Consider the following 16,546-nt stretch of genomic DNA (forward strand, 5'->3'; position numbering starts at 1 on the left):
CCGTTTCACGCCGCCCCCCGCAGCCGCGGATTGACCAGCAGATACAGCACGTCGATCACCAGGTTGACCACGACGAACCCCACGGCCGTGGTGAGGACGACCCCCTGCACCACGGCCGGGTCGCCGTTCTTCACCGCGTCGATCATCAGCTTCCCCATCCCGGGGAGGGAGAAGATCGTCTCCACGACCACCGCCCCGCCCAGCAGATAGCCCACGCGCAGCCCGAGCACGGTGAGCGGGTTGATCAGGGCGTTGCGCAGCACGTTGCGGCCGACCACGACGACCGGCGGGAGCCCGCTGCCGACGGCCGTGCGCACGTAGTCCTTGTCCAGCTCCTCGACGACGGCCGTCCGCACGATCCGGGTCAGCTGGGCGGCGACCGGCAGCGACAGGGCGAGCGCGGGCAGCGTCATGGTCCGCAGCCAGCCGGCCGGCGAGTCGGCCGGGTTGACATAGCCGCCGGTCGGGAACCAGCCCAGCTCCACGGAGAGGTACTGGATCATCAGCAGGGCCAGCCAGAAGCCGGGCGCGGCGACGCCGGTCAGGGAGATCACCCGCACCACCTGGTCCCAGGCGCGGTCGCGGTGGATGGCGGCGCTGATGCCGAGCGCAAGCGAGACGACGACGGCGATGCCGAGCCCGAGGAAGGTCAGCTGCAGGGTGAGCGGCAGCGCGGTGGTGATCTGCTCGACGACCGGCTGCCGGGTCAGCACGCTGATCCCCAGGTCGCCCCGGAGCAGGTCGGCGACGAAGTGGAGGTAGCGCAGCGGCAGTGGGTCGAGGAGTCCGTTGCGCTCGCGGAAGTCGTGCAGCTGCCGCGGTGTCGGGCTGGCGCCCTGGAAGTACGCGGAGGCCGGGTCGATGTCGGCGAAGCGCATCACGAGGAACACGAACAGGACGATGCCGAGCAGCAGCGGCACGAGCAGCACCAGGCGCCGGGCGAGGATGCGGGCGATCACGGCCACGGGCACGGACTCCCTTACGAGGTGACCAGCTTGCGGGGCTTACGCGGGGTGCGCCTGGAGGACGTTGATGCCGGGGTAGGGCTGCGCCCGCACTCCGGTGATCTTCTTGCCGTCCCAGGCGGTCATCAGCTCGTTGTGGACGACGGGGTAGATGACGGCCTGCTCGGCGACGGTGTCCAGGTACTCCTGGATCATCATCTTCTTCCGGGCGGCGTCCGGTTCCCGGGTGGCCTGGTCCATCTGCCGGAAGAGCTGCTGGGCGGTGGCGTCGCGGGCCCACCGGGCGTAGCCCATCCAGAGGTTGGCGGGCCCGTAGTTGTAGCGCATGATCAGGTCGGCGTCGAGGCCGAACTGGTTCGGGTTCGAGGCCGCGGCCACCACCTGGTAGTCCTTCTTCTGGTCCATCTTGGTGAAGACGGCGGTGGTCTCCTGCGGGTCGAGCGTGGTCCGTACGCCGATCGCGTCCCACGACGCCTTGACGGTCGGCAGGCAGTCGACGATCCACGACACGTTGACGGCCATGAGGTCGACGGTGAGGCCGCTGACGCCCGCGTCCCGCAGCAATTGCCGGGCCTTCTTCGGGTCGTACGCGTAGACCGTCCTCGCGCGGCGGTGGCTCGGGTTGCCCTCGTCGAGGAAGGACGTCGCCGCCTTCCCGCGGCCCTTGAGCGCGACCTCGATCATCTTGTCCGTGTCGATGGCGTAGTGCAGTGCCTGGCGCACGCGCACGTCGTCGAAGGGCTTGTGCGCCGTGTTGAACATCAGGAACAGGTTGTTCATCCCGGCGCCGCCCTCGACGGTGAGCCCGTCCCGCTGAAGGCGCTGGATGTTGGCGTAGGGGATGTTGTCGGCGATCTGCGCGTCGGCGCCGGAGCCGGAGATCTTCGCGACGCGCGGTGCCGCGTCCACGATGGTCAGCCAGTTCATCGAGCGGTAGGCGGGCTTGCGCGGGCCGTTGTAGCGGTCGAAGGCGGCGAAGGTGGTGTTCGTCTTCGGCTGGTGCGAGACCTGCCGGTACGGTCCCGAGCCGACGGCCTTGCCCTTCATCGCGTCGTCCCACGCGCCGGCCGCCGAGAAGACGTGCTTCGGCATGATCTTCGCGAGGGTCAGCCGCGCGACGCCGTCCGGGAACGGGAACTTGAGGACCAGCTCGACCGAGGAGTCACCGGTCTTGCGGACCTCCTTCAGCCAGCTCTCGAAGAAGCCCTTGGCGAGCGTCTGCGTCCCCGGGTCGAGGATCCGGTCGAAGACGAAGACCACGTCGTCGGCGGTGACCGGCTTCCCGTCGTGCCAGGTCGCGCCCGAGCGGAGCGTGAACTGCCAGGAGGTGCCCTTGAGTTGCGTCGCGCCCGGCACCTCGGTGGCCAGCGCCGCGTAGGGGGCCCGGGTGATCGGGTCGGTGTCCACCAGGCCCTCGTAGATGTGCTGGTTGCCTGCCATCGCGAACGCGGACGCCGTCTGCGTCGGGTCCCAGCTGCCGTCGTTGCCGTAGCCGATGACGGCCGTCAGGGACCCCGCACCGTCCTCGCCGGCGTTGTCGGTGGACCTGGGGCCGGACGAACAGGCCGACAGCGACGTGGAGACGGCGGCCGCCGCGGCCAGGGCGCCGCTGTACGCGAGGAAGGACCGGCGACCGGTCGCGTCGTGCTCGCTCATGGTGCCTCCAGTGACTCCGGTGAAGGGACGGCCCGGCCGGTGCGGGGCGCGGGGCCGGGAGATCCAACGTCCTACGTCTGGTAGCGACGCGACCATAAGAGGACCCGGGAGGGCGGTCAAGAGATCGCGCAGGATCGCACGCGTGTGCGCCGCCCGCCCGCGCGAGGAAGTTCCGTCCCGAGGTGGGACGTGGGATGTCGGACCGCCTACGATGCGGCGCATGCCCGAGGAGCCCAGGAGTCCCGCCGTACGCCCCCGCCGCCTCAGCCACCAGGTCCAGCGCGCGGTGATGCAGCAGATCCTGGACGCGGGACTGCGCCCGGGCGAACTCCTGCCCACCGAAGCCGAGTTGATGGAGAGCCTCGGGGTGAGCCGGAACTCGGTCCGGGAGGCGCTCAAGGCCCTCCAGGCACTCGACATCGTGGAGATACGGCACGGCTATGGCACCTACGTCGGCCAGGCCTCGCTGACCCCGCTCGTCGACGGACTCACCTTCCGCACCCTGCTGCGCCCCGCCGCCGACGTGCACGCCCTCGCCGAGATCCTCCAGCTCCGCGAGATCCTGGAGGAAGGCCTGATCCGCCGGGTCGCGGCCGCCCCGCCCGATACCGCGACCCTGGACCGACTCGACGCGATCGTACGGAAGATGGGGGAGGCGGGCGAGGCCGGCGAGCCCTTCGCCGACCTGGACCGCGCGTTCCACGAGACGCTCTACGGCTCGCTCGGCAACGAGCTGATACCGCAACTGCTCGGCGCGTTCTGGCACGTCTTCGACCGGGTCGCCGGGGTCCGCCGGTGGGCCGGCGACCCGGCGCCCGAGGTCACCGTCGACCGGCACCGCGCCATCGTGGCCGCGCTGCGCGCCCGGGACGTGGCCGGCGCCGAGCACGCCATGGCCACGCACTTCCGCGGCATCGAGAAGCGCGCCGGACGCGAGACCCGCGGCGTCGGCTGACCCCCGGGCGGGCGCGCACTGCGCAAAGGCACATGTCACCTCCGCGGCGCTGAGCGTGAAATACGACCGGGGGCGGTGGGGTCACCCGGCGAGCCCCCGTTCGCCCCGTGTCCATCAATGGAATCGGGGCGTTGTCCGGTTGACACGGCGACCGCCCGGCCGTCACCCCCTCGCGCAGGACGCACAACCGGACAGGAGCGCCACCCGATGAAGCCAGCCATCGGTTCGTACGCGGTCGACATGAGCACCGGCCGCGTGGGACGGGTGATGGGACATGAGGGCCCGTACGTACAGCTGCGCCCCTTCGGCGGCGGCCGGGAGTGGGACTGCGCGCCCGACATGGTGCGGGAGGCGACCACCACGGAGCGGCTGCGCGCGGCGACGGCCTACGCCAACCGCAGAAGCCGCGGCGAGGTCCCCTGAGGCTCCGGCGGCCGGTAACGGGTGGCCGGGCCACGGAGCACCCCGGCGGCGAGGCAGAATGGGGGGATGAGCCCGCTCCGTGAAGACGACGCCGCCGCCCGCGGGGGTGCGCGATGAGTCTCTTCCGTGACGACGGGATCGTCCTGCGGACCCAGAAGCTCGGCGAGGCCGACCGCATCATCACCCTCCTCACCCGCGGCCACGGCCGGGTCCGTGCCGTGGCCCGCGGTGTGCGCCGCACCAAGTCCAAGTTCGGCGCGCGGCTCGAACCGTTCTCCCACGTCGACGTGCAGTTCTTTGCCCGCAACAGCGAACTGGTCGGGCGCGGCCTGCCGCTGTGCACGCAGAGCGAGACCATCGCCGCGTACGGCAGCGGGATCGTCACCGACTACGCCCGCTACACCGCGGGCACCGCCATGCTGGAGACGGCGGAACGGTTCACCGACCACGAGGGCGAACCGGCCGTCCAGCAGTACCTGCTCCTCGTCGGCGCCCTGCGCACCCTCGCCCGCGGCGAGCACGAGGCGCACCTCATCCTCGACGCGTTCCTGCTCCGCTCCCTCGCGGTGAACGGGTACGCGCCCACCTTCGGCGACTGCGCCCGGTGCGGGATGCCCGGCCCCAACCGGTTCTTCTCGGTCGGCGCGGGCGGCTCGGTCTGCGTGGACTGCCGGGTGCCGGGCAGCGTCGTACCCTCACCCGGGGCCCTCACCCTGCTCGCCGCGCTGCTGAGCGGCGACTGGGAGACGGCCGACGCGAGCGAGCCACGCTTCGTGCGCGAGGGCAGCGGGCTCGTCTCGGCCTACCTGCACTGGCACCTGGAGCGCGGACTGCGCTCGCTGCGCTACGTCGAGAAGAGCTAGCGCGCCGCTGCGCTGGAGCTGTAACAGAGCTGGAAACTGAGCTAGGGGAGAGGCCCGGAACATGGCACGTCGCGGAATCCTCGGACGGTCGTCCCGTCGCGAGTACGAGACACCCGAACCGCACCCGTCGGGCGCGCGGCCGCCGAAGATCCCGGGCGAGCTGGTCCCCGGTCACGTCGCCATCGTCATGGACGGCAACGGCCGCTGGGCCAAGGAGCGCGGGCTGCCGCGCACGGAAGGGCACAAGGTCGGCGCGGAGCGTGTCCTGGACGTCCTCCAGGGCGCCGTCGAGCTGGGCGTCGGCGCGATCTCGCTCTACGCGTTCTCCACGGAGAACTGGAAGCGCTCGCCCGACGAGGTCCGCTTCCTGATGAACTTCAACCGGGACTTCATCCGCAAGACCCGCGACCAGCTCGACGCCCTCGGTATCCGGGTGCGCTGGGTCGGCCGGATGCCCAAGCTGTGGAAGTCGGTCGCCAGGGAGCTGGAGATCTCCCAGGAGCAGACCAAGGACAACGACCGGCTGACCCTGTACTTCTGCATGAACTACGGGGGCCGGGCCGAGATCGCGGACGCCGCGCAGGCCCTCGCCGAGGATGTGCGGGCCGGCCGGCTCGACCCGGCGAAGGTCACAGAGAAGACCTTCGCCAAGTACCTGTACTACCCGGACATGCCGGACGTCGACCTGTTCCTGCGGCCCAGCGGTGAGCAGCGCACCTCGAACTATCTGCTGTGGCAGAGCGCGTACGCGGAGATGGTCTTCCAGGACGTGCTGTGGCCGGACTTCGACCGGCGGGACCTGTGGCGGGCCTGCGTGGAGTACGCCTCGCGTGACCGGCGCTTCGGTGGGGCGACCCCGAACGAGGTGCTGCTCCAGCTCGAGGGCGGGCAGGCCTAGGCGTCTGCGGGTGCGTCGTGGCTGGTCGCGCAGTTCCCCGCGCCCCTGGAGCATGCGGCTCCGCCGCAGCCCCATAGGGGCGCGTGCTACGCGCCGCCGATGAGAGGCCGCACGAAGTGCGCCTCTCAGGGGCGCGGGGAACTGCGCGAGAACCCCCACCGGACCGGCAGCCGAACAACGGCCCTTTGAGGGGCGCGGGGAACTGCGCGACCAGCCCCCGCGCCCACGCCGCACACTCCCTCACCCAGCGGCAGCGCACTCCGCACAGGTGCCGAAAATCTCCACCGTGTGCGCCACGTTCACATACCCGTGCTCAGAGGCGATCGTCTCCGCCCAGGACTCGACCGCCGGCCCCTCGACCTCCACCGCCTTGCCGCACATCCGGCAGACCAGATGATGGTGATGGTCATCGGAGGCGCACCGCCGGTACACCGCCTCGCCCTCGGACGTGCGCAGCACGTCCACCTCCCCCGCGTCCGCGAGGGACTGGAGCGTGCGGTAGACCGTGGTCAGCCCGACGGAGTCGCCCTTGTGCTTCAGGACGTCGTGCAGTTCCTGCGCGCTGCGGAACTCGTCCACCTCGTCGAGCGCCGCCGCCACGGCCGCGCGCTGGCGGGTCGACCTGCCTCGAACCGGGGCTGCCACGGGTTCCTCCTCGCGTCCCTGCCACGTACGTACCGCCGCCATTGTGCCAGGCGGCCCCCCGAGCGGGGTCAGACCTGGGCCGGGGCCTGACCGGGAATCGAGCACTCCGCCGGGTCGCCCGCGACGGCCGCCGCCGCCGCGCGCGCCCGGCGCCGGGCCAGCGGGGTGGCCAGCAGCGTCAGGGCGATGAAGACGCCGATGGTCAGCAGGACGATCGTCGCGCCCGGCGGCACGTCCTGGTAGTAGGAGGTGACGGTGCCGCCCAGCGTCACCACGACGCCGATGGCCACCGAGACCACGAAGGTCGCCTTGAAGCTGCGGGTCAGTTGCTGGGCCGCCGCGACCGGGACCACCATCAGCGCCGAGACCAGGAGCAGGCCCACCACCCGCATCGCGACCGTCACGGTGACCGCGGCGGTGACCGCGATCAGCAGGTTCAGGGCGCGCACCGGCACCCCGGTGACCCGCGCGAACTCCTCGTCCTGGCTGACCGCGAAGAGCTGCCGGCGCAGCCCCACGGTGACCAGGACCACGAACGCGGCGAGCAGACAGATCGTCACGACGTCCTGCTGCGAGACGGTGGTGAGCGAGCCGAAGAGGTAGGAGGTGAGGTTGGCGGTGGAGCCGCCCGGGGCGAGGTTGATGAACATCACGCCCGCGGCCATGCCGCCGTAGAAGAGCATGGCGAGGGCGATGTCGCCGCGCGTCCTGCCGTACCAGCGGATCAGCTCCATGAGCAGCGCGCCGAGGACGGAGACGAGCATCGCCGTCCACACCGGGGACATGGAGAAGAGGAAGCCGAGGCCGACGCCGGTCATCGCCACGTGGCCGATGCCGTCGCCCATGAGTGCCTGGCGGCGCTGGACCAGGTAGATGCCGATGGCGGGGGCCGTGACGCCGATGAGGACGGCGGCGAGCAGGGCCCGCTGCATGAAGGCGTAGTCGAGGAATTCCATGGTCGTGGCCTCTAGCTCAGCAGTCCGGTACGGAGGAGTTCGGCGTCCACGGCGGCGTGCGGGTGGACGTGGTCGTGGCCCGGCAGGGCGTGCTGCCCGACCGCCTTCGGGGGCGGTCCGTCGTGCAGGACGCAGCCGTCGCGCAGCACGACCGCGCGGTCGATCAGCGGTTCCAGCGGGCCGAGTTCGTGCAGGACGAGCAGGACGGAGGCGCCCGCGGCGACCTGGTCGCGCACGGTCGCGGCCAGGATCTCCTGGCTGGCCAGGTCGACGCCGGCCATCGGCTCGTCCATGATCAGCAGCTCGGGTTCGGCGGCGAGGGCACGGGCGATCAGGACGCGCTGGTGCTGGCCGCCGGAGAGGGCGTCGACCGAGTCCCCGGCGCGGTCGGCGAGGCCCACCAGCTCCAGGGCGCGGCGCACCGCCGCACGGTCGGCCGCTCGCAGGACGCCGAACCGGGCCCGGGAGAGCCGGCCCGCGGAGACGACCTCGGTGACCGTCGCGGGCACCCCGCCGGCGGCCGTCGTGCGCTGCGGTACGTAGCCGACGCGCGCCCACTGCCTGAAGCGGCGGCGCGGGGTGCCGAACAGCTCGATCTCGCCGCCGGTGAGCGGTACTTGGCCGATGATGCTGCGCACGGCGGTGGACTTGCCCGAGCCGTTCGCGCCGAGCAGGGCGACGACCTCGCCGCGGCCCACGGTCAGGTCGATGCCGCGCAGGACCGGGCGCGAGCCCAGTTCGGCCGTCACCGCGCGCAGGGTGATGACGGGTTCGCTCATCTCGCTGCCGCCCTTCAACTCGTTCTTCGGGTACGTCACTTGGCGCCGAGAGCCTGGCGCAGTGCGGCCAGGTTCGCCGTCATGACCTGGAGGTAGTCGTCACCCTTGGACTTCTCGGTGATGCCCTCGATCGGGTCGAGTACAGCAGTCCTCAGCTTCGCGTCGCCGGCCAGGGTCCTGGCCGTCTTGTCGCTGACGAGGGTCTCGTAGAAGACGGTCGTGACGCCGTCGGCCTTCGCCATCTTCTGGAGGTCCTTGACGCGGGCGGCGCTGGGCTCGCTCTCCGGGTCGAGGCCGCTGATGGCCTCCTCGGTGAGGCCGTAGCGCTCGGCGAGGTAGCCGAAGGCGGCGTGCGTGGTGATGAAGACCTTGGAGCCGGTGTCCTTCAGGCCGTCCCGGAACTCGGCGTCCAGGCCGTCCAGCTTCTTCACCAGCGCCGCGGTGTTCCTCTTGTAGTCCGCCGCGTGGTCCGGGTCGGCCTTCTCCAGGGCCTTGCCGACGCCACCTGCGACCTCGGCGTACTTCACCGGGTCGAGCCAGATGTGCGGGTCGGCGCCCTCGCTGTCGTGGTCGTGGCCGTCGTCGTGCGCGTGCTCCTGCGCGTGGCCGCCGACCTCGCTGCCGTGCGTCTCCAGGTGGGTCAGGGAGGCCGCGTCGATCTTCGTCCGGGTGCCGGACTGGTCGATCGCCTCGTCCACCGCGGGCTGCAGGCCCTTCAGGTGCAGGGCGACGTCGGCCTCCTCGATCTGCGCGCGCTGGCGGGCACTGACCTCCAGGTCGTGCGGTTCCTGGCCGGGCTCGGTGAGGTTGCGCACCAAGACGTGGTCGCCGCCGATCTGCTCGGCGAGGTACTGCATCGGGTAGAACGACGCCACGATGTCCAGCTTGCCGCCGCTCTTGCCGTCCGCCGTGTCCGCGCCCGAGCAGGCGGAGAGGGTGACGAGGCCGAGCGCCGTGGTGACGGCGACGGCGGTGGTGGATATGAGGCGGCGACGGCTGCGAGCCAGGCGTACGTTCATGACAGTCATTTTCAACAAAACTGGAAACGATTGTCAACAAGGTGTTCGTCACGCTCGGTCCCACTCTGTACCCCGAGGCGGATTTGGTTGCGGGGTGGGGCCCGCCGGTAACCTGAGGCATTCGCTCCCGGAGCGCGTATCCAGCGAGCTTCAACGTCGTCGTAATGAAGAGAGCACCGTGGCCGCCGACAAGATCGACACCATCGTCAGCCTCAGCAAGCGCCGTGGCTTCGTCTACCCCTGCAGCGAGATCTACGGTGGTCAGCGCGCAGCCTGGGACTACGGTCCGCTGGGCGTGGAGCTGAAGGAGAACCTCAAGCGCCAGTGGTGGCGCTACATGGTCACGTCGCGCGAGGACGTCGTCGGCATCGACTCGTCGGTGATCCTGGCCACGGAGGTCTGGCAGGCGTCGGGCCACGTGGCCACGTTCACCGACCCGCTGACCGAGTGCACCTCCTGCCACAAGCGGTACCGCGCGGACCACCTGGAAGAGGCGTACGAGGAGAAGAAGGGCCGCGCCCCCGAGAACGGCCTCGCGGACCTCACCTGCCCCAACTGCGGCAACAAGGGCACGTTCACCGAGCCCAAGCAGTTCTCCGGCCTGCTCTCCACGCACCTCGGCCCGACCCAGGACAGCGGCTCCGTCGCCTACCTGCGGCCCGAGACCGCGCAGGGCATCTTCACCAACTTCAGCCAGGTGCAGACGACTTCGCGGCGCAAGCCGCCGTTCGGCATCGCCCAGATGGGCAAGTCCTTCCGCAACGAGATCACGCCCGGCAACTTCATCTTCCGTACGCGCGAGTTCGAGCAGATGGAGATGGAGTTCTTCGTCAAGCCGGGCGAGGACGAGCAGTGGCAGGAGTACTGGATGGAGCAGCGCTGGAACTGGTACACCGGCCTCGGCCTGCGCGAGGAGAACATGCGCTGGTTCGAGCACCCGAAGGAGAAGCTCTCCCACTACTCCAAGCGCACCGCCGACATCGAGTACCGCTTCCGCTTCGGCGGCAGCGAGTGGGGTGAGCTGGAGGGCGTAGCCAACCGCACGGACTACGACCTGTCCGCGCACTCCAAGGCCTCCGGCCAGGACCTCTCCTACTTCGACCAGGAGAAGGGCGAGCGGTACACGCCGTACGTCATCGAGCCCGCGGCCGGCGTCGGCCGCACCATGCTCGCCTTCATGCTCGACTCGTACTTCGAGGACGAGGCGCCCAACGCCAAGGGCAAGATGGAGAAGCGCACGGTCATGCGGTTCGACCCGCGCATCGCCCCGGTGAAGGTCGCGGTCCTCCCGCTCTCCCGCAACCCGGAACTCTCCCCGAAGGCCAAGGGGCTCGCCCAGGCGCTGCGCCAGCACTGGAACATCGACTTCGACGACGCCGGCGCCATCGGCCGCCGCTACCGCCGCCAGGACGAGATCGGCACGCCGTTCTGCGTCACGGTCGACTTCGACACCCTCGAGGACAACGCGGTGACGGTGCGCGAGCGCGACACCATGAAGCAGGAGCGGGTGTCGCTCGACCAGATCGAGGGGTACCTCGCGTCGCGGCTGATCGGCTGCTGACGTCGGTGTAGCCGCCCTGCGTTGCTGAGGCCCTGGTCCGCCGGTATCCGGTGGGCCGGGGCCTTCGTCCTGTCACGGGGCGCTGCCCCGGACCCCGCTGCTCAGTCGCCGCAGGGGCCCGGAAGGCGGCTCCGAGGGGCTCAGCGCGCCTCGACGCCGCGCAGCACCAGCGCCACCACCGCGTCGAACGCCGCCCGGCTGCCCGGCCGCGACCACTCCGGCGCGTGCACCGGGTCGTGGAAGTGGGCGGTGGCCTCCAGGACGGCGCGGGCCGTCACCGGGACGTCCGGCGCCTCGAACTCGCCCCGCTCGACGCCTTCTTGCACGATCGCGGCGATCTGGCTGAGCAGCTCGTCGAGGTGTTCGTCGACCACGTCGCTGTTCTCGGTCGTCAGGACCGTGTACGTGGCGAACAGTTCGGGGTCGTCGCCCGCCTTGTGCTGCTTGGCCTCGAACAGCGCCGCGAGCCAGTGCCGCAGCTTGGCCGGGGGTGCCTCGTCGCCCGCGACGACCTCGGCCAGGACGCCGGTCGTGCGCTCCAGCCAGCGCCGGGTGACCGCGCCGCGCAGCTCCGCCTTGGTACGGAAGTGGCGGTAGACCGAGCCGTGGCTGACGCCGAGCGCGCGGGCCACGTCGACCACGGTCGCCTTCGCGGCGCCGTGGCGGCGCAGCACCTCCTCGGTCGCGGCGAGGATGCGCTCCGGGGTCAGGGTCTCGGTCGGTGCCATGCCAGTGACCGTACCCGGCGGGTCAGCGGCGTTCGCTGTCGAGGTGTGCCATCTGGGCCGCCGGGTAGCGCTCGCCGGCCGCGGCGCCGGCGGGCACCGCCTGCTCGATCGCGGCGAGGTCGGCGGGGGTGAGCGTCACGTCGAGCGCGCCGAGCGCCTCGGTCAGCCGGGTCCGGGTGCGGGCGCCGACCAGCGGCACGATGTCGGCCTTGTGCCGCGCGCCCTGGGCCAGGACCCAGGCGATGGCGATCTGCGCGACGCTCACGCCCTGCTGCTCGGCGATCTTGCGGAGCTGCTCGACGAGGCCGAGGTTGTGGCGCAGGTTCTCGCCCTGGAAGCGGGGGCTCATGCCGCGGAAGTCGTTCGCGGCGAGGGTGCGGTCCTGGGTGAAGTGGCCGGAGATGAGGCCGCGCGACAGGACGCCGTACGCGGTGACGCCGATACCGAGTTCGCTGACGGTGGGCAGGATCGACTCCTCGATGGAGCGCGAGATCAGCGAGTACTCGATCTGGAGGTCGGAGATCGGGGCGGTGGCGGCGGCCCGGCGGATCGTCTCCGCGCCGACCTCGGAGAGGCCGATGTGTCGCACGTGGCCCTGCTCGACCAGTTCGGCGATGGCGCCGACCGTCTCCTCGATCGGTACGTCCGGGTCGAGGCGGGCGATGCGGTAGACGTCGATGTGGTCGACGCCGAGCCGCTGGAGGCTGTACGCGGCGAAGTTCTTCACCGCCGCCGGGCGCCCGTCGTAGCCGCTCCAGCCGCCGTCCGGGTCGCGCAGGGCGCCGAACTTCACGCTGGTCAGCGCGGATTCGCGGGCCGCGGCGGGGGCCGTGCGCAGGGCCTCGCCGATCAGCATCTCGTTGTGGCCCATCGCGTAGAAGTCACCGGTGTCGAGGAGGGTGACACCCGCGTCGAGCGCGGCGTGGACGGTGGCGATCGACTCGGCGCGGTCGGCTTCGCCGTACAGCGCGGACATGCCCATGCAGCCGAGGCCGAGCGGGGAGACGCGGGGGCCGGTGGTGCCGAGAGGTCGCTGTGTTGCTGCGGGGAGGTTCATGTCCGCCACAGTGCCATGACAGGTGACAGATTTCAATATCTGTTACCTGTCATGTGTCACTGTGCCGTGCGTCAGACGACACCGCGCGGCAGCCGCAGGCTCAGACCCACCGTCAGCGCCACCGCCGCGAGCTGTACCAGCAAGGTCGTGACCAGTGCGTCCCGCATACCGAGCGCCGGGACCAGGGAGAGGAACAGCGTGCCGAGCGTGGCCACCCCCAGGGCCAGGGACGCCTGCTGGACCGTCGTCATCACGCCGCTGCCGACACCCGCCCGCGCGGGGGGCACCTCGGAGAGGATGATCCGGAAGAGGACCGGCAACTGGAGCGCCTGGCCCGCGCCCGCGAGCGCCGCGCCCGGCAGCAGCGGCACCAGGCCGACGTGCGGCCACGTCCGGAGAGCGGTCAGCGCGATCAGCGCCACCCCGGCCGCCTGGACCACGCCGCCCGCCGTGACGACCCGGGTGCCGAAGCGGGCCACCAGGCGCGGACCGGCGAGCGAGGTCGCGAAGAACACCGCCGCCATCGGGGCCAGGGCCAGCCCCGCCGCGGTCGCGCCGAGCCGCTCGCCCTGCTGGAGCGCCACCGCGATCACGAACATGAAGCCGCTGAAGCCGATGGAGAACGGCACGATCAGGGCGAGCCCACGGCGCAGGGAGAGGAGCGCGAAGAGGGACGGCGGGATCAGCGGGGCGCCACCCGTCCGGTCCGCCCGGCGCTCGACCTCGTAGAAGACGTAGGCGAGGAGCGGGAACGCCGCGAGGGAGAGCCAGGTCCACAGCGGCCAGCCCGCCGCCCGGCCCTCGGTCAGCGGGGCGAGGAGGGCGAGCAGGGCGAGGGCGAGGAGGAACGTGCCCGGTACGTCGACACGCTCGGGGCGCGCCGAGCGGGTCTCCGGCACCGTGCGGAGCGCGAGGACGAGGGCGACGGCCACCACCGGCACGTTCACCAGGAACACCGAGCGCCAGCCCGAGCCGAACAGGTCCGCCGAGACGAGGACGCCGCCCAGCACCTGGCCCGCCACCATCGACAGGCCCGCCGTCGCCCCGTACAGGCTCATCGCCCTGGCGCGGCGCGGGCCCGCCGTCGTCGCCTGGATGGTGGCGAGCACCTGCGGCAGCATCGCGGCCGACGCCGCGCCCTGCGCGATCCGCGCCGCCACGAGGGTCCCGGCGCTCGGGGCGAGGCCGCAGGCGAGGGAGGTCAGGCCGAACGCGGCCATGCCGCCGAGGAACAGCCTGCGGCGGCCGAACTGGTCGCCGAGCCTGCCGCCCAGGACGAGCAGGACGGCGTACGCGATGCCGTACCCGGCGACGACGAGTTCGAGGACCGGCTCGCTCGCCGACAGGTCGCGGGCGATGGTGGGCAGGGCGACGTTCACGATGAAGAAGTCGATGAGAGGCAGCGCGGCGCCGAGCAGCACGGTGAACAGCCCCGGGCCGCTGAGCGAGAGACCGGGCGCCCCGGTGCGGGTGACCGGCGGGGAGTACGTCTGGGTGGTCATGACATCGAGCCTCCGCCGCCGCCCAGGCTGGTACCAGAGTCTTCTTATCCTGGTAGAACCGCTACCCGGAAACAGCTTGGCGGCGGGCGGCGGACGGGTACAGGCTGGTGCCATGAGCACCTTGACGCCTGAGGCGCGGCCCGCGGAGATCCGCCGTCACGAGCTGGCGGGGTTCCTGCGCAGCCGCCGCGAGCGCATCACGCCCGAAGCGGTGGGGTTGCCGCGCGGCCGGCGCCGGCGCACCCCCGGCCTGCGCCGCGAGGAGGTCGCGCAGCTCTCCGCGGTCGGCGTCACCTGGTACACGTGGCTGGAGCAGGGCCGCGACATCCAGGTCTCCGCGCAGGTCCTCGACGCCCTCGCCCGTACCCTGCGGCTCGACCCGAGCGAGCGCGCCCACCTCTTCGGCCTGGCCGGCGCGATCGACCCGACCCCGGCGGCGACCTGCCCCACCCTCACCCCCGAACTGCGGGAGATGCTCGCCCAGCTGGAGCCGATGCCGGCCTGCGTGCAGAACGGCCGGTACGACATCCTCGCCTACAACCGCACCTACGGGCAGCTGCTCTGCGACCTGGACGCGGTCCCGGCCGAGGACCGCAACATGATGTTCCTCGCCTTCACGCACGAGCCGTGGCGCTCCGCCATCGTCCACCTCGACGAGGTGCTGCGCCTGATGGCCGCCAAGTTCCGCGCGGGCATGGCCGACCACCTCGCCGAACCCGCCTGGAAGCTGGTCCTCAAGCGGCTGCTCGAGGAGTCCGCCGACTTCCGGGAGGTCTGGGAGCGCCACGAGGTGGTCCGCTCGCAGACCAGCAAGGTCAAACACTTCCTCAACCCGCACGTCGGCCTCGTCCGCGTCGTGCACACCGATCTGTGGCTGGGCCGCGACGGCGGGGCGCGCCTGCTGACGTACACGGCGGCGGACGACGTCTCGCGCGAACGCCTCGACCGGCTCCACGAGGTGGCCCTCAGCCGGTCCGCCTCATGACCCGGACCCGGCGGCGGCCCGGGCCGTAGCCGCGTCCTGGGGCTCCGCCAGCCGCTCGGCCGTGCGCCGCGCCGTGCGCCGCGCCCACGGCCCGCTGGTCAGCGCGCCGAGGACCAGCACCGCGAGCCCGCACCCGGCGATGATCCACCAGCAGCTCCGGCTCGCGCCGACGAAGGCGCGGGCGTAGGAGGACCCGGCGACGCCCGACGCGAGGACCGCGCCGATCACGGCGACCCCGAGGGTCTGCCCGATCTGCCGGCTCGTGGAGGCGACGGCGGCCGCGACCCCGGCCTGCGCGCGCGGCATGCCGGAGACGGCCGTGTTGGTGATGGGCGCGTTGACGAAACCGAAGCCGATCCCGAACAGGACGTACCCGACGAAGAGCGTGGTGTTCGAGGTCTCCGCGTCGAACACCGCGAACAGGACCCCGCTCGCCGTCATCATCACGCCCGCGATGAGCAGCGGAAGGCGCGGCCCGCGGCTGCCGACGAGCCGGCCCGACAGCGGCGCGCAGACCAGCGTCATCACCGCCATCGGCAACATCCACAGGCCGGCGTGGAGCGCATCCAGGCCGCGCACGTTCTGCAGGTAGAGCGTGGACAGGAACAGGAAACCGCCGAGCGCGGCGAAGCCGCAGACCGCGATCACCGTCGCTCCGCTGAACGGCGCCGACCGGAAGAACCGCAGGTCGATGAGGGGCTCGGTGCGGCGCGGCTCGTACAGCAGCAGCCCCGCGAGGGCAGCGAGGGCGAGCGCCGCGCACGCGACGGTCCGCGTCGACGTCCAGCCCGCGTCCGGCGCCTCGATGATGGCGTACGTCAGCGAGCCGAGCAGCGCGATGACGAGGAGCTGGCCCACCGGGTCCGGGCGGCGGGCCTTCGGGGCGCGCGACTCGGGGACGTAGCGGAAGGTCAGCAGGAGCGCCGCGAGGCCGACGGGCAGGTTGATCCAGAAGATCGAGCGCCAGCCGACCGAGTCCACGAGCACCCCGCCCACCAGCGGGCCCGCGGCCATCGAGATGCCGACGACGCCGCCCCACACCCCGATGGCGCGGGCCCGCTCGCGCGGGTCGGTGAACGTGTTGGTGATGATCGACATCGCGACCGGGTTGAGCATCGAGCCGCCGATCGCCTGGAGCATCCGGAAGACCACCAGCATCTCCAGGTTCGGCGCGAGCGAGCAGGCCACCGAGGCGGCCGTGAAGACGACGAGTCCGGTCATGAAGACCCTGCGCCGCCCGATCCGGTCGGCGGTCGAACCGGCCAGCATCAGCAGCGCGGCGAGGACCAGCGTGTACGCGTCGATCGTCCACTGCATGCCCGAGAGCGTGGCGCCGAAGTCCTTCGCCATGGAAGGCAGGGCGACGTTCAGGACGGTGTTGTCGAGGCTGACGATGAGCAGGCTCATGCAACAGATGGCCAGGACGAACAGGCGCCTGCGGTGGGAGAGGGAGTCGGGTGTACCGGGCATGTGTGCGACGGTAACCGGAACGGGGCGGGAGCGGAGAGGTGAGGCCATGCACCCAGGGTCGGCGGCGGCCCGCCCGGGTTCCAG

At 71.5% G+C, this 16,546-nt stretch carries 16 protein-coding genes; 6 read left to right on the top strand and 10 right to left on the bottom strand.

What is annotated here, in order from left to right; genetic code table 11:
* Window positions 1-5: 5 nt before the first annotated feature.
* On the bottom strand, window positions 6-965 hold the full coding sequence (locus ABZY33_RS19650) for an ABC transporter permease (RefSeq protein ID WP_356492872.1): 960 nt from the start codon (window positions 963-965) through the stop codon (window positions 6-8).
* A gap of 39 nt (window positions 966-1,004) precedes the next feature.
* Window positions 1,005-2,621 (bottom strand): ABC transporter substrate-binding protein, encoded by a 1,617-nt coding sequence (locus ABZY33_RS19655; protein ID WP_356492873.1) that lies wholly within the window; start codon window positions 2,619-2,621, stop codon window positions 1,005-1,007.
* 211 nt (window positions 2,622-2,832) lie between these two features.
* Between ABZY33_RS19655 and ABZY33_RS19660 the strand changes: the two genes are divergently transcribed.
* The 4 genes from ABZY33_RS19660 (at window position 2,833) to ABZY33_RS19675 (ending at window position 5,760) form a co-directional block, all read left to right on the top strand.
* Entirely contained in the window at window positions 2,833-3,576 is a 744-nt protein-coding gene (locus ABZY33_RS19660; protein WP_356492874.1) for a FadR/GntR family transcriptional regulator, read from the top strand.
* 207 nt (window positions 3,577-3,783) lie between these two features.
* Window positions 3,784-3,999, top strand: a complete 216-nt coding sequence (locus ABZY33_RS19665; RefSeq protein WP_356492875.1) for a hypothetical protein — start codon at window positions 3,784-3,786, stop codon at window positions 3,997-3,999.
* 113 nt (window positions 4,000-4,112) lie between these two features.
* Window positions 4,113-4,862, top strand: coding sequence for a DNA repair protein RecO (gene recO, locus ABZY33_RS19670; protein ID WP_356492876.1), 750 nt, complete (start codon window positions 4,113-4,115; stop codon window positions 4,860-4,862).
* Between the two features lie 61 nt (window positions 4,863-4,923).
* Window positions 4,924-5,760 (top strand): isoprenyl transferase, encoded by an 837-nt coding sequence (locus ABZY33_RS19675; protein ID WP_356492877.1) that lies wholly within the window; start codon window positions 4,924-4,926, stop codon window positions 5,758-5,760.
* A gap of 240 nt (window positions 5,761-6,000) precedes the next feature.
* Here the strand turns inward: ABZY33_RS19675 and ABZY33_RS19680 are convergent, their stop codons facing one another.
* The 4 genes from ABZY33_RS19680 to ABZY33_RS19695 all read right to left on the bottom strand — a co-directional run bounded on the left by ABZY33_RS19680 (window position 6,001) and on the right by ABZY33_RS19695 (window position 9,159).
* Window positions 6,001-6,405 carry a Fur family transcriptional regulator gene (locus tag ABZY33_RS19680; protein ID WP_356492878.1) on the bottom strand — a complete coding sequence of 135 codons (405 nt, stop codon included), beginning with the start codon at window positions 6,403-6,405 and terminating at the stop codon, window positions 6,001-6,003.
* A 68-nt stretch (window positions 6,406-6,473) separates the two neighbouring features.
* On the bottom strand, window positions 6,474-7,361 hold the full coding sequence (locus ABZY33_RS19685; RefSeq protein WP_356492879.1) for a metal ABC transporter permease: 888 nt from the start codon (window positions 7,359-7,361) through the stop codon (window positions 6,474-6,476).
* Window positions 7,362-7,372: 11 nt separating this feature from the next.
* Window positions 7,373-8,140 carry a metal ABC transporter ATP-binding protein gene (locus ABZY33_RS19690; protein WP_356492915.1) on the bottom strand — a complete coding sequence of 256 codons (768 nt, stop codon included), beginning with the start codon at window positions 8,138-8,140 and terminating at the stop codon, window positions 7,373-7,375.
* 35 nt (window positions 8,141-8,175) lie between these two features.
* A complete protein-coding gene (locus tag ABZY33_RS19695) occupies window positions 8,176-9,159 on the bottom strand; it encodes a metal ABC transporter substrate-binding protein (RefSeq protein WP_356492880.1) in 984 nt (327 codons plus the stop codon).
* Between the two features lie 178 nt (window positions 9,160-9,337).
* Here ABZY33_RS19695 and ABZY33_RS19700 point away from each other — a divergent pair, with 178 nt between their 5' ends.
* Entirely contained in the window at window positions 9,338-10,720 is a 1,383-nt protein-coding gene (locus ABZY33_RS19700) for a glycine--tRNA ligase (RefSeq protein WP_356492881.1), read from the top strand.
* Between the two features lie 140 nt (window positions 10,721-10,860).
* Here ABZY33_RS19700 and ABZY33_RS19705 read toward each other — a convergent pair whose 3' ends face one another.
* From ABZY33_RS19705 to ABZY33_RS19715, 3 genes are all read right to left on the bottom strand, one after another.
* Entirely contained in the window at window positions 10,861-11,448 is a 588-nt protein-coding gene (locus tag ABZY33_RS19705; protein WP_356492882.1) for a TetR family transcriptional regulator, read from the bottom strand.
* A gap of 22 nt (window positions 11,449-11,470) precedes the next feature.
* Window positions 11,471-12,505 carry an aldo/keto reductase gene (locus tag ABZY33_RS19710; protein WP_356492883.1) on the bottom strand — a complete coding sequence of 345 codons (1,035 nt, stop codon included), beginning with the start codon at window positions 12,503-12,505 and terminating at the stop codon, window positions 11,471-11,473.
* Between the two features lie 71 nt (window positions 12,506-12,576).
* Window positions 12,577-14,007: an MFS transporter gene (locus tag ABZY33_RS19715; protein WP_356492884.1), complete on the bottom strand. Its 1,431-nt coding sequence runs from the start codon at window positions 14,005-14,007 to the stop codon at window positions 12,577-12,579.
* A gap of 112 nt (window positions 14,008-14,119) precedes the next feature.
* Between ABZY33_RS19715 and ABZY33_RS19720 the strand changes: the two genes are divergently transcribed.
* Window positions 14,120-14,992 (top strand): helix-turn-helix transcriptional regulator, encoded by an 873-nt coding sequence (locus ABZY33_RS19720; RefSeq protein ID WP_356492885.1) that lies wholly within the window; start codon window positions 14,120-14,122, stop codon window positions 14,990-14,992.
* On the opposite strand, the gene ABZY33_RS19725 is transcribed toward ABZY33_RS19720, so the two are convergent.
* Window positions 14,987-16,462 carry an MFS transporter gene (locus tag ABZY33_RS19725; RefSeq protein ID WP_356492886.1) on the bottom strand — a complete coding sequence of 492 codons (1,476 nt, stop codon included), beginning with the start codon at window positions 16,460-16,462 and terminating at the stop codon, window positions 14,987-14,989. The genes ABZY33_RS19720 and ABZY33_RS19725 overlap by 6 nt on opposite strands.
* Window positions 16,463-16,546 lie beyond the last annotated feature (84 nt).

This window comes from Streptomyces sp. NPDC006552 (assembly GCF_040611655.1).
Lineage (GTDB): Bacteria > Actinomycetota > Actinomycetes > Streptomycetales > Streptomycetaceae > Streptomyces.

Bases quoted from the DNA above. Each gene is read 5' to 3' on its own strand.
- ABZY33_RS19655 (WP_356492873.1), bottom strand. From the start codon at position 2,621: ATGAGCGAGCACGACGCGACCGGTCGCCGGTCCTTCCTCGCGTACAGC.
- ABZY33_RS19660 (WP_356492874.1), top strand. From the start codon at position 2,833: ATGCGGCGCATGCCCGAGGAGCCCAGGAGTCCCGCCGTACGCCCCCGC.
- ABZY33_RS19665 (WP_356492875.1), top strand. From the start codon at position 3,784: ATGAAGCCAGCCATCGGTTCGTACGCGGTCGACATGAGCACCGGCCGC.
- recO (WP_356492876.1), top strand. From the start codon at position 4,113: ATGAGTCTCTTCCGTGACGACGGGATCGTCCTGCGGACCCAGAAGCTC.
- ABZY33_RS19675 (WP_356492877.1), top strand. From the start codon at position 4,924: ATGGCACGTCGCGGAATCCTCGGACGGTCGTCCCGTCGCGAGTACGAG.
- ABZY33_RS19685 (WP_356492879.1), bottom strand. From the start codon at position 7,361: ATGGAATTCCTCGACTACGCCTTCATGCAGCGGGCCCTGCTCGCCGCC.
- ABZY33_RS19690 (WP_356492915.1), bottom strand. From the start codon at position 8,140: ATGAGCGAACCCGTCATCACCCTGCGCGCGGTGACGGCCGAACTGGGC.
- ABZY33_RS19695 (WP_356492880.1), bottom strand. From the start codon at position 9,159: ATGAACGTACGCCTGGCTCGCAGCCGTCGCCGCCTCATATCCACCACC.
- ABZY33_RS19705 (WP_356492882.1), bottom strand. From the start codon at position 11,448: ATGGCACCGACCGAGACCCTGACCCCGGAGCGCATCCTCGCCGCGACC.
- ABZY33_RS19710 (WP_356492883.1), bottom strand. From the start codon at position 12,505: ATGAACCTCCCCGCAGCAACACAGCGACCTCTCGGCACCACCGGCCCC.
- ABZY33_RS19715 (WP_356492884.1), bottom strand. From the start codon at position 14,007: ATGACCACCCAGACGTACTCCCCGCCGGTCACCCGCACCGGGGCGCCC.
- ABZY33_RS19720 (WP_356492885.1), top strand. From the start codon at position 14,120: ATGAGCACCTTGACGCCTGAGGCGCGGCCCGCGGAGATCCGCCGTCAC.
- ABZY33_RS19725 (WP_356492886.1), bottom strand. From the start codon at position 16,462: ATGCCCGGTACACCCGACTCCCTCTCCCACCGCAGGCGCCTGTTCGTC.